The organism is Corynebacterium flavescens (genome assembly GCF_008693105.1).
Lineage (GTDB): Bacteria > Actinomycetota > Actinomycetes > Mycobacteriales > Mycobacteriaceae > Corynebacterium > Corynebacterium flavescens.
The window spans coordinates 32,432-43,467 of the sequence record NZ_VXKK01000019.1 but is presented as its reverse complement, the minus strand read 5'-3'; the positions used below and the strand labels follow the sequence as shown (position 1 = coordinate 43,467).

General features: G+C 59.5%; 12 protein-coding genes. 4 read left to right on the top strand and 8 right to left on the bottom strand.

What is annotated here, in order from left to right:
* Nucleotides 1-139: 139 nt before the first annotated feature.
* The gene (gene rsrA, locus F4V60_RS03445; RefSeq protein ID WP_075729347.1) at nt 140-406 is read right to left on the bottom strand and encodes a mycothiol system anti-sigma-R factor; all 267 of its coding nucleotides are present in this window, start codon (nt 404-406) and stop codon (nt 140-142) included.
* A complete protein-coding gene (locus F4V60_RS03440) occupies nt 406-1,017 on the bottom strand; it encodes a sigma-70 family RNA polymerase sigma factor (protein WP_075729346.1) in 612 nt (203 codons plus the stop codon). The genes rsrA and F4V60_RS03440 overlap by 1 nt, the downstream gene beginning before the upstream one ends.
* A 28-nt stretch (nt 1,018-1,045) precedes the next feature.
* Here F4V60_RS03440 and ybaK point away from each other — a divergent pair, with 28 nt between their 5' ends.
* Complete coding sequence (gene ybaK, locus F4V60_RS03435) at nt 1,046-1,549, top strand: Cys-tRNA(Pro) deacylase (RefSeq protein ID WP_075729345.1); 504 nt, start codon at nt 1,046-1,048, stop codon at nt 1,547-1,549.
* 224 nt (nt 1,550-1,773) lie between these two features.
* Here the strand turns inward: ybaK and F4V60_RS03430 are convergent, their stop codons facing one another.
* Entirely contained in the window at nt 1,774-2,778 is a 1,005-nt protein-coding gene (locus tag F4V60_RS03430) for an HNH endonuclease signature motif containing protein (protein WP_075731018.1), read from the bottom strand.
* A gap of 198 nt (nt 2,779-2,976) precedes the next feature.
* Nucleotides 2,977-3,633: an SOS response-associated peptidase gene (locus F4V60_RS03425; RefSeq protein WP_075729344.1), complete on the bottom strand. Its 657-nt coding sequence runs from the start codon at nt 3,631-3,633 to the stop codon at nt 2,977-2,979.
* On the opposite strand from F4V60_RS03425, the gene aroA reads away from it, so the two are divergent.
* Together aroA and rsgA are read left to right on the top strand one after the other, a co-directional pair.
* Nucleotides 3,632-4,912 carry a 3-phosphoshikimate 1-carboxyvinyltransferase gene (gene aroA, locus F4V60_RS03420; RefSeq protein ID WP_075729343.1) on the top strand — a complete coding sequence of 427 codons (1,281 nt, stop codon included), beginning with the start codon at nt 3,632-3,634 and terminating at the stop codon, nt 4,910-4,912. The genes F4V60_RS03425 and aroA overlap by 2 nt on opposite strands.
* Nucleotides 4,905-5,918 (top strand): ribosome small subunit-dependent GTPase A, encoded by a 1,014-nt coding sequence (rsgA, locus tag F4V60_RS03415; RefSeq protein WP_075729342.1) that lies wholly within the window; start codon nt 4,905-4,907, stop codon nt 5,916-5,918. Before aroA ends, rsgA begins: the two co-directional genes overlap by 8 nt.
* Here the strand turns inward: rsgA and F4V60_RS03410 are convergent.
* Together F4V60_RS03410 and F4V60_RS03405 are read right to left on the bottom strand one after the other, a co-directional pair.
* The gene (locus F4V60_RS03410; RefSeq protein WP_075729341.1) at nt 5,915-6,430 is read right to left on the bottom strand and encodes a DUF6912 family protein; all 516 of its coding nucleotides are present in this window, start codon (nt 6,428-6,430) and stop codon (nt 5,915-5,917) included. The two genes, rsgA and F4V60_RS03410, sit on opposite strands and share 4 nt — an antisense overlap.
* Complete coding sequence (locus F4V60_RS03405) at nt 6,430-6,840, bottom strand: HAD family hydrolase (RefSeq protein WP_075729340.1); 411 nt, start codon at nt 6,838-6,840, stop codon at nt 6,430-6,432. The genes F4V60_RS03410 and F4V60_RS03405 overlap by 1 nt, the downstream gene beginning before the upstream one ends.
* Nucleotides 6,841-6,956: 116 nt before the next feature.
* On the opposite strand from F4V60_RS03405, the gene F4V60_RS03400 reads away from it, so the two are divergent.
* Complete coding sequence (locus F4V60_RS03400; protein WP_232315967.1) at nt 6,957-7,361, top strand: hypothetical protein; 405 nt, start codon at nt 6,957-6,959, stop codon at nt 7,359-7,361.
* Here F4V60_RS03400 and F4V60_RS03395 read toward each other — a convergent pair.
* Nucleotides 7,358-8,161, bottom strand: a complete 804-nt coding sequence (locus F4V60_RS03395) for a hypothetical protein (RefSeq protein ID WP_075729338.1) — start codon at nt 8,159-8,161, stop codon at nt 7,358-7,360. The genes F4V60_RS03400 and F4V60_RS03395 overlap by 4 nt on opposite strands.
* A 98-nt stretch (nt 8,162-8,259) precedes the next feature.
* Nucleotides 8,260-10,842: a preprotein translocase subunit SecA gene (gene secA, locus F4V60_RS03390; RefSeq protein WP_075729337.1), complete on the bottom strand. Its 2,583-nt coding sequence runs from the start codon at nt 10,840-10,842 to the stop codon at nt 8,260-8,262.
* Between the last annotated feature and the right edge of the window lie 194 nt (nt 10,843-11,036).

Genomic DNA, 11,036 nt, shown 5'->3' with positions numbered 1-11,036 from the left:
GGCCTAAAACGCGGTATTGGCCGGCTTTCGGGCGTTTATATTCCGTCAGGGAATATAAAACCGGCATTTATACATACTTACCAGTGCAAAGAGCAAAATCCAGACACACTTCCTGCTCCTTAGCCCCCTTTTGCCGTCTTTAGCGCACAGTAATCTGCGTGATTTCCACGCTGATGCGCTGCCGGAGATTCTGCGGGGCTTTTGCCTCTAGGCAGCACTTGCGCACTAGCGCGCGTACCACCTCCTCGCTCTCTAGACGCTCTTGGCAGGTGTCACACTGCGCGATGTGCTCGCGGATTTCCAGCGCACGGGCATAGCTCGTGGTGCTATCTAATAACTCACAAAACAAAGCCTGCACCTCGGGAGAAGTGCACGCACCACAGTTGTTTTCCTTCGTGCGTTTCATTATTTCTCTTCCGTATCTGGGTGGCCGTTTCCGATGCCGTGTTCTTTCGCTACATTCTTCAACGCGGAGCGCAGTAGTTTTCTTCCACGATGCAGCCTGCTCATTACGGTCCCCAGTGGGGTGCCCATCACTTCGGCGATCTCCTTATAGGCCAGACCAACCACATCCGCATAGTAAACCACCATGCGATAGTCCTCCGGGAGATCATTCATGGCCTGGGAAATTGCGGAATCCGGCATCCTTTTCAACGCCTCTACCTCGGCGGACTCCAGCCCCGTCGAGTCATGTCCTGAGGTGGTATAGAGCTGGAAATCACTCAACTCATCCGCGGAAGATTCCGTGGGGCGCCGCTTCGCCTTGCGGTAGGAGTTGATATAGGAATTGGTCATGATGCGGTACAACCACGCCTTGAGGTTAGTCCCCTGTTTGAAGGAGCCGAAGGAGTTATAAGCCTTGAGATACGTTTCTTGGACTAGATCCTCGGCATCCTGAGGGTTTCGCGTCATCCGCATAGCTCCCCCGTAGAGCTGATCCAAAAGCGGCAGAGCCTGCTCCTCGAAGCGGCGCTGCAGCTCTTTTGCGCTTAAAGTTTCAGTAGCCACGTTTTCCATACTATCGTGCGCTACTACAATCCCCACCATGGCTAAGAAAACCCCGCACGCAGCAACTCCCGCGCTCAAGGTTCTCGAGGAGGCAGGCGTAGCCCACGAGGTGTCCACTTTTGAGGGCGGCACAGATCACTTTGGCGAGCACGCGGCCTCTGCTCTCGACGTCGACCCAGATCGCATCTTTAAGACCCTCATGGTGGATCTCAGCGCCGGGAAAGGTCCACGTCGCCAGCTCGCGGTATGCGTCCTGCCTGTCTCTCATCGGCTGAGCCTGAAGAAGGCTGCAGCAGCTCATAACGCCCACAAGGCCACCATGGCCGATCCCGCCGACGCCTCCAAATCCTCAGGCTATATCCCCGGGGGAATCTCTCCCCTAGGCCAAAAGCACCCCCTGCCCACTGTCATTGATGAGACCGCCATCCTCTTCGATACCATCTACTTTTCCGGTGGCAGGCGTGGTCTGGACATCTCTATGAATGCCGAAGACCTGGCAAAGCTTATCGACGCCACCTTCGCCGACATCGTGGCGGATTAAACTCTTTCCTCCCCGGCCTCCGTTCCTCCCCTGGTATCTGCCTGGCGCCAGCCGATAAGCAGCTCTTCTTGGTTTTTTAGAGTCCACGGTGGGAGTGGCAGGCAAAATGCGAGTCCCTTGCCGGTATTTTCCGGGATCATCTCCACCGCACAGTCACAGTCCTGCCCGCTTGCCCGCTGGGGTTTGTTTTGGGGTGCGGGAAGTCGCCGTTAGGCGGTGTTGTCCTAACGGCTGGTGTGTGGTGGCTGCCAGACTATTGTCCCGCCTTGGCGGGTAAGGCGCCCGCGCCGTGGTGGCGCATTCGGATCATCCTCATTAACCCCGTTGTGGTAGCTACACAAGGTCACCAGGTTGGCAACGTTAGTCTCCCCACCATGACTCCACGGCGTGAGATGGTGAAACTGCCCTCGCTCTGCCGGGATGCTACAGCCCGGCCACGCACACGTGGGGTGCTCTGCTGCCAGCATCGTGCGCTGCTTGACCGACGCGAAGCGCTCAAAGCGGTACAAGTCCACCGGCCCCAGCGTACGGCTTATCACCGTAATAAGACCCTCGTTGGCACAAGCACGCTCTACAAGCTGCGCGCCGGTGATAACAGCCCCACTGGTGGTGCGTATCATCACATCATCGCGCTCGCGACGTACAAGCTTCCCGTAGTCCTCCAACTGGAGGACTGCCATGGTCGTCACACGAGTACGTGTGGTGGCCTCGTCTGCCTTGCCGAGCATGCGGGCGATAAAACTTTCCCCTGGTCGATTCTGGTCAATGGTCCGGAAAGCATCCGCCATATCCAACCCATTACCGGTCACGGTCAAGGTAGCTAGCCCGTTGGGGTGCTGGCGCAGCAGCGCGCGCTCGCAATACGTGCGGGGAACACGCATTTCGCGCAGCCGGCGCCTGGCTACCGCATCAACCTGCTCGCTGGGCGTGGCGCATAGCTCTAGTCGCAGGTTCCATGCGGCTAGTTGTCCTCTAACGCGGCGGGTAAAAGATTCGATCAAGCGCAGGGTGCTCAGGGGGTGCCCGTTGCGCCTGGCCGCGTCAATAGCCGAGCGCTGCTTGCCGGTATAGGGAGTAGTACCGAAGTAGATGGTGTGCAGGCTTATAAGCTCGGCGGCATCCTGCGCACTGGCCCCCATCTTCTCAAGGTCCGGCGCAGATAGCCCCGAGCACTCGGCCACGAGGTCAACACCCCGGCCAAGTTGTGCGAAGTACTCCTGCAAGCCCATGTACGCCACGCTAAGGCACCGCCAAGCGGTGCGACAATCCCCAACCCGCACCAAGGCGGAGAACTGTGGATAACCCACCAAGACCGGGCGGTTATCCACAGACGGGCCGCCTAGCCAGAACTCGGTAGTGCGGTAGCAAGGCCATCCGGCCTATCCTGAATGATCGGGCTCGGTGCTGACCAACAAAATCACTGCACTCTAAACCCCGAAGGTCCCGATAAGGGCGGGATAGTCGTTGGAGACATTGCCCACGGCCTTATCAGCCTTCCGCGCCGAAAAGTCCTCCAGCCCGGTCGGCGCTAGCAGCGAAGCGGCCTCCTCCGGAGAACCCGTGGCCCACGTGCGCACTTCCTCTTCCCCGAGGAAGCGGGGCAACCTATCGTGCAACCACTCCATCTCCGGGGTGGCAGCCGTTGTCACGATGGTTGCAGAAAGCCGCTCAAGACCCTCTTCCCACAGCCCAGCCGCCCACAGCAGCCCTTCACCTCTGGTTACGTAGTAAGGGGCCTTGCCCGCGCCGTCATCATGCCATTCGTAATAGCCGTTCATGGGAATGAGGCAACGCTGTGCCTTGAAGGCGGCACGAAAAGAAGGCTTGGAACGCACGGTTTCTGCGCGGGCATTAAAAAGCGGTGGGCCCGACTCATCCTTCTTCCATCCCGGCAGCAAGCCCCAGCGCGCGGGATCGACCTGTGCCAGTTCCTCGCGCAAGCGCACAGCGGGCACAACCTGGGTGGGAGCAATGTTAAAGCGCGGGCCGGGTATGCCTTGTGGGGCATGCACCTCGCCCACGCCAGGCAGGTTGCCAACCTCAGCAAGCAAGGACTCGGTGAACAAAACAAATCTTCCGCACATGCCCCCTATTATGGACTACATGCCTATTTCTTGGACCGCACCGCAAGCATCCGAACCGCTGCATTGGGAAACCAGCATTCCCGGTTCAAAGTCCATCACCAACCGCGCCTATGTGCTCGCCGCACTCGCCGATTCCCCCTCTATCCTGCACAATCCGCTCGAGTCGCGCGATACTCGCCTCATGGAAGAAGCCCTCTCAGCTATGGGCATAGGGTTTTCCCACTCCGGTTCCACCGTCACCGTTACTCCGGGCCCATTGCACGGGGCCGACGTCGACTGCGGCCTGGCAGGCACGGTCATGCGATTCCTTCCTCCCGTGGCGGCTTTGGCGCAAGGCCCGGTGCACATGGACGGCGATGAGCAAGCGCGTAGCCGGCCTATGCACACCACCGTGCAAGCATTGCGCGACCTCGGCGTCGAGGTAGAGGGAGATACCCTGCCGCTGACTATCGTCTCGCAGGGTACCCCTGAGGGCGGTGAGGTTACCGTGGACGCTTCTGCATCTTCCCAATTCGTATCGGGACTCCTACTCAGCGGCGCGCGCTACCGCCAGGGCATAACCGTGACTCACCGCGGCGCGGCGCTTCCTTCCCTGCCTCACATTGAGATGACCGTGGAGATGCTGCGTGAAGCCGGAGTCACGGTCCACGAAGGCGAAAACTCTTGGAGGGTAGAGCCAGGCGCTATAGCCGGCAGACAGTGGCAGATTGAGCCCGATCTCTCCAACGCCACGCCCTTCCTCGCCGCAGCCGCAGTAGCAGGAGGCGAAGTCACCATCGCTGATTGGCCAGCCCGCACCACGCAGCCGGGTGACGCCATTCGCCCAATCCTCGAAGATATGGGCGCTAAAGTCACTCTAGAAGGTTCCAAGCTTTCGGTCTTAGCGCCCGTTGGCGCGCGCTTAAGCGGCATTGAGCGTGACTTGGGGGACGTCGGCGAGCTCACCCCCACCATCGCTGCTCTGTGCGCACTGGCGGACAGCCCTTCGCGCCTCACGGGCATCGCGCACCTACGCGGCCACGAGACGGACCGCCTGGCGGCCTTGGCCTCTAACCTCAATGGCTTGGGAGGCAAAGTCACCGAGCTTGGCGACGGCCTCTATATCGAACCGGCTACCTTGCACGGCGGGCCGTGGAAGGCGTGGGCGGATCACCGCATGGCCACCGCAGGCGCGATCATTGGGCTGCGTGTGCCAGGCGTCGAAGTCGATGATATTGCTTGCACCGCAAAAACGCTCCCAGAGTTCGAGTCCATGTGGGAGAACATGCTTCATGGCTAGAAGTTCCCGCAGTTTCGATGAGTCCGACGTCCGTGTCCGCCCAGGCAAGGGCTCTCGCCCGCGCACCAAAGACCGTCCCAGCCATAAGAACGCCAAGTTCGGGATGGTCATCACCAAGGATCGCGGACGGTGGGGCGTAGCCCTCGATGACGGACCCGTCGTCGTAGCCATGCGCGCCCGCGAGATGGGTCGCACCGCCGTTGAGGTGGGAGATCGCGTCGGCGTCGTCGGCGATACCTCGGGGCGCGAGGGCACATTGGCAAGGATCGTACGCCTTGAGGATCGGACCTCCGTCCTGCGCCGCACCGCCGATGACACTGATCCTTATGAACGCATCGTGGTGGCAAATGCGGATCAAATGCTCATCGTTACTGCCGTTGCAGATCCTCCGCCACGCTCCGGGTTTGTCGAACGCGCTCTCATCGCCGCCTTCGTGGGCAATGTGCGCCCGATCCTTTGCCTGACCAAGACAGACTTGACCGATCCCAGCCCTTTTGCGGCAGAATTCGCGGATCTTGATGTTCCCGTAGTCAACGCGGGTGTGGATGACACTCTCGATGCCGTCCATGCCATCATCGATGGCCAAATCACCGCTTTCATCGGGCACTCCGGGGTAGGCAAGTCCACTTTGGTCAATCGGCTTATTCCCGATGCACATCGCGAGACCGGCGAGGTCTCTGCGGTGGGCAAAGGCCGGCACACCTCAACACAGTCCGTGGCGCTGCGTTTGCCGGAGGATGCCGGCTGGCTCATAGATACCCCGGGCATTCGTTCTTTCGGTTTGGCGCATGTCGACGCCGATACTGTGATCGGCGTCTTCGGAGATCTGGCCGAGGCCACCCGGGAATGCCCACGTGGCTGCACGCACCTGGGCCCCCCTGCCGATCCAGAGTGCGGGCTCGATGATCCCCGCCTCATCGCCCCCGATTCCGCCTCCGCGCGCAGGCGTGACGCCGTGCGCAAGCTGTTGGTTGCGCTGCGCAGCAACGTGGATTGGGAAAGCTAGAGAAGCTCCACCAAGAAGGGCAGCTCAGAGGGATCGTAGAAAGCCATGAAGTTGTCGAGGGCATCTCCAACGGCTAGTTCCGCGTCCTCATCGCCGAGATCTGCGGTGTCGATGACCTCAATGGCCTTGCTCGTTGCCGCCTCTGATTCCTCGATGTCGACGTGGATCGCTGCGACATCCTCGGTGCTGAACACAGCTGGGTCGAGCTTGACCACGGGCTCGCCCATTTCTGGCTGCGGCTTGATGGCGCCCTGGTCTATGTCTACTGAGATGACGACGCGGCGGTGGGGAAAGTCAGCCTCATCCCCGATGGCCAACAGCCGCAACGAGGCCATCGAAGCCTCCAAGAATGCGGAATAGGCAATCTCTTCCTCATCGCCGTCCGTATAAAACTCGCGCAGGGCCGGGGTTAACATGAACCCCCACCCGGAGCGCGCAGCCACGCTGCCCGTCTCCGCGAGTTCACGCAGCATGGCAAAGGTAGCGGGCACGTAGACGCGTTCCTTGGCCACTAGAACTCGCCCTCGATATCGAATACGGCCTGGATTTCCACGCTGGTGCGGTCAAAGACGGTGTAAAGCATGCCGATCATGCCAAACTCGACGGCGGCGCGGACGTTGAGGATTGAATCATCCACCATCACGCAGTCATTCAAAGGAAGCTCGAGCGCATCAGCGGCAGCGCGGAAGGCGCCGATTTCAGGCTTTTCCGACCCGATCTCCCCGGATAGGATGACCGCGTCGACGATGCCGCGATACTCCCATTCGCGGATATGCTCCGCCTGGGGGCCGCCGGCATCATTGGACAAGATCGCAGTGGCCACGCCGTTGGCCTTTGCTGCGGCGAAGAGGTTCCGCCAACGCTTCGTGTCTTCTTCAGTGCCATCGAGCACGCCGACATAATCGACGATGAGACCGCGCATCTACTATTCCTTTAGGGTTGTGGTACGAATTTACGTTGGTGAGTATAGCTAAGTCCCCCGTAATTTGCGCCCACCCCTCACAGCTAATTCCCAGACGCTGCGCTTGGCGATGTCCCGTGGCACAATCAGTACTCACCATGTACCAGCCCATACCCGGCTTTGCCCACCTCAAGCTGTACCGCGCCCCCGATGAAGTGCGCTATGAACGCGTGCCCGCTGCCGCGGATATTATCGCGCGTGATTCTATCCGCGAGCTCGTCACCATAGCAGTGGAAGTCGCAGCCGGCCTGCGGCCTCTTCAGCACCTGCGCCGAGATCACTTCGACGAGGCCATAGGGCTTCACCTGCGTCTGTGGAAGAAAGCGCACGGCATCGACTCAGGCGCTGCCAGCGGAGAATTACTCAGCCTGCACGCGCGTTCCCACGGCGAGTACTTTGGCAGCGCCCGCATTGCACATCGGCGCCACGCCTTTACCGGATCCGCAACAAACGGAAAGCTCCTCACCTTCCGGCTTCTTTAAATGAGTGAGCCCAGTGCGGTAAGGATGGAAGTCCAGTCGAGCGAACCCCACACGGAGGCAATGGCCGCCGTGGCCGCCGCTGTGCCTCCAAAGACCGCGGCGAGCGGGCCAAAGAAAGACTCCGGCACCGCAGGCGCATTCTCGCCGCCTTGGGCTGTGGTCTGGCTCTCTTGGCCTGGTTCCTGAGTGCAGGGCTTGTCGGCGCTGCCGCCAAGGTCCTGAGCCCGGTCTAGGGCGGCTGCATAGTCTGGGAAACCCTGCGGGAACTGCTCTGCTGCGGGGTTAGCACCCGCCGCCGGCGTTGGCGCCTGGGCAGCATTAGACGGATGCAGACCCGGCTGTGCGCTGACGCGCAGTTTCAAAAACTCGGAGCTGAGCGCCCCAAGGTAATCCAAGACCTGCTTTTCGCTAGGACCGGCGGTTCTTTGCGGCGCCTTGACGCTCTCCGCGCTAAGAGCCCACGGATACTCCGTCAGGGCTTGGGTCTTATTCGCTGGACCCTGGGCACTGCGAATAGCGTTTGCTACACGCTCTTCCCCGAAATAGAAGTCAAAGGCGTGCTGCAGCTGCTGTGGGCTTAAGACTCCAAACTCAGACAGCGCACCTTTGCGCTCTTGAGCGATGTTATAGACTTCCTCCGCCGCCGAACCCCAAGCGTGGGTCTGCGACCGATCATAGGAAACGCGGCAGGAGTCTTCGCCTTCATTATGCGGCTCATAGGCCAAGGCCGGCACTGGGCCACTAAGAAGTGTGGCCATGGCCAAGACCGAGAAGCCTAGGCGGAAAGAAGGGATACGCACGCGCAAACTACACCTATGAGAGAGGGACGATGTTTAACTTGCTCCCTATCCTAGACTACTTTCCTCCAAAACCTAAGCCCTAGAGGAAAGCCGCCAGGCTAGGCCTCGACCGTGCCTTCGCCGTTGGCAGCGGATCCGCTCTGCACTGCCTTCTGCGCGTCTTCCTGCGCCTTAAACTGCTTACGGAGCATGAAGAGCTGGCGGACGGTTTCTTCCTTGATGGCGTCATTCATGGCATTGAACATGTCGCCGCCCTCTTTCTGGTACTCCACCAAGGGGTCACGCTGCGCCATGGCACGCAGGCCGATGCCCTCTTTGAGGTAGTCCATCTCGTAGAGGTGTTCGCGCCACTTCTGGTCGATGATGGGCAGGATAACCATACGCTCAGTGGCGCGCATCTGGTTCTCGCCGCCGATAGCCTCGACAGCTTCCTCCAGTTTGTCGTACTCGGACTGCGCATCCGCCACGAGCGCCTCACGCAGCTGCTCGGCGCTGAGCTCGCCGGGCGAGCCATATTCAGAACCATCAACCACGGACTGCGGGGTCATCGTAGGACCATAGAGTGCCTTGAGCGCGTTCCACAGCTCCTCGAGGTTCCAATCCTCGACGTATCCGGTCTCCGTAGCCGCATCGACATATGCCGAGACCGTGTCGGTGATCATCGAACGAATATTGTCTTTGATGTCTCCGGCATCCAAGATGGAGTAGCGCTCGCGGTAGACCACCTTGCGCTGCTCGTTGAGCACCTCGTCATACTTCAACACGTTCTTGCGCATTTCAAAGTTCTGGTTCTCAACCTGAGCCTGAGCACCCTTGATGGAGTTGGACACCATCTTGGCCTCGATAGGAACATCATCCGGAACGTTGAGGCGGTTCATCATCTGTTCCATCGATTGCCCAACGAAGCGAACCATCAGCTCATCACGCATGGAGAGGTAGAAGCGGGTCTCGCCCGGATCTCCCTGACGTCCCGTACGTCCACGCAGCTGGTTATCAATACGGCGAGACTCATGGCGTTCAGTACCGAGCACGTAGAGACCGCCGGCCTCTCGGACCTGATCTCCCAAGCGCTGTGAGCGCTCCTTTTCCTGTGCGATCTCCGCATCCCAGGCTTCCTGGTACTTCTCTTCGTCCTCGAAAGGATCAAGCCCCCGCTCGCGCAGCTTCTCATCCAAGATGACTTCGGTATTTCCACCCAGCACGATATCCGTACCGCGGCCTGCCATGTTGGTAGCCACAGTGACGGTGCCAGGGCGGCCGGCGCGCGCGATGATCTGACCTTCTTCTTCGTGGTGCTTAGCGTTGAGCACCGAGTGCTTGATTCCCCGCTTATTCAGCAGCTGGGAGAGGTACTCGGAGCGTTCCACTGAGGTGGTGCCTACAAGCACTGGCTGGTTGTTCTCCACATGCTCGGCAATATCATCGACCACAGCGGCGAACTTGGCCTCTTGAGTCTTGTAGATGCGATCCGAGTGATCCTCACGCTGATTGGGCTTGTTGGTGGGGATAGAAACCACGTCAAGGCCGTAGATGGAGTGCAGCTCGGCAGCCTCCGTCTCGGCGGTACCGGTCATGCCGGAAATCTTGTCATAGAGGCGGAAGTAGTTCTGCAAGGTGACGGTAGCCAGGGTCTGGTTCTCGTTCTTGATCTCGACCTGCTCCTTGGCCTCAATGGCTTGGTGCATGCCCTCGTTGTAGCGACGGCCGGCGAGGATACGTCCGGTAAAGGAGTCAACGATCATAACTTCACCGTTGCGCACGATGTAGTCCTTATCGCGCACGAAGAGCTCTTTGGCCTTAAGTGCGTTGTTAAGATAGGACACCAACTGCGAGTGCTCAGGGGCATAGAGGTTATCAATGCCAAGTTGGTCTTCGACGTATTCAACGCCGTCCTCCAAGACACCGATGGTGCGCTTTTTATGATCCACTTCGTAGTGGATGCCCTCACGCATGCGCGGGGCTAGCTGCGCGAATACTCCATAGAACTGGGAAGATCCATCCACAGGTCCGGAGATAATAAGAGGGGTACGTGCCTCATCAATAAGGATGGAGTCTACCTCGTCCACGATGCAGTAGTTATGGCCGCGCTGGACGATGTCCGCCAAGGAACGGACCATGTTATCGCGCAGGTAGTCAAAGCCCAGCTCGTTATTGGTTCCATAAGTGATGTCGCAGTCATAGGCCTCTTTGCGCTGCGCCGGGCGCATCTCGGAGAGAATGACGCCGACGGAAAGACCCAACCAGCGGTGGACACGTCCCATCATCTCGGCGTCACGCCGGGCCAGGTAGTCATTGACCGTGACGATGTGGACGCCATTGCCCTCTAGGGCGTTGAGATAAGCGGGAAGCAGCGAGGTAAGGGTCTTGCCCTCACCGGTGCGCATCTCGGCAACGTTGCCAAAGTGCAACGCCGCACCACCCATAATCTGCACCTTGTAGTGCTTTTGTCCGAGGACACGCCACGCGGCCTCCCGCACGGTTGCGAAAGCTTCAAGAAGGATGTCATTCATGCTCTCCTTGCCGGCGAGACGCTCCTTGAACTCCTCAGTCTTAGCCTTGAGTTCATCATCGGTCAGAGCCGCGTACTCGTCTTCGAGAGCGATAACATCATCAGCCATCTTCGCCAGGCGCTTGACGGTGCGTCCTTCGCCGGCGCGGAGCAGCTTGGAAAGTCCAAACACTTCTAGATAGTCCTTCTTGTCGCATCAATATTGGGTAACTCTCGAACATTGTACTCACTTCCTCAGCTTTATCTTATTCCGGCCAGTGTTTTTCCCTGCCCGAGAGACAAGCAACTCACTGCAGTCTGCAGCCCTGGCTGTAGACCACGTCAAAACGCAGTAACCGCCCTCCCCGGCAATGCGGGAAGGGCGGA

Excerpts from the sequence above, each read along its gene's own strand:
- rsrA (WP_075729347.1), bottom strand. The coding sequence starts at position 406 with ATGAAACGCACGAAGGAAAACAACTGTGGTGCGTGCACTTCTCCCGAG.
- F4V60_RS03440 (WP_075729346.1), bottom strand. The coding sequence starts at position 1,017 with ATGGAAAACGTGGCTACTGAAACTTTAAGCGCAAAAGAGCTGCAGCGC.
- ybaK (WP_075729345.1), top strand. The coding sequence starts at position 1,046 with ATGGCTAAGAAAACCCCGCACGCAGCAACTCCCGCGCTCAAGGTTCTC.
- F4V60_RS03430 (WP_075731018.1), bottom strand. The coding sequence starts at position 2,778 with ATGGGCTTGCAGGAGTACTTCGCACAACTTGGCCGGGGTGTTGACCTC.
- aroA (WP_075729343.1), top strand. The coding sequence starts at position 3,632 with ATGCCCCCTATTATGGACTACATGCCTATTTCTTGGACCGCACCGCAA.
- F4V60_RS03425 (WP_075729344.1), bottom strand. The coding sequence starts at position 3,633 with ATGTGCGGAAGATTTGTTTTGTTCACCGAGTCCTTGCTTGCTGAGGTT.
- rsgA (WP_075729342.1), top strand. The coding sequence starts at position 4,905 with ATGGCTAGAAGTTCCCGCAGTTTCGATGAGTCCGACGTCCGTGTCCGC.
- F4V60_RS03405 (WP_075729340.1), bottom strand. The coding sequence starts at position 6,840 with ATGCGCGGTCTCATCGTCGATTATGTCGGCGTGCTCGATGGCACTGAA.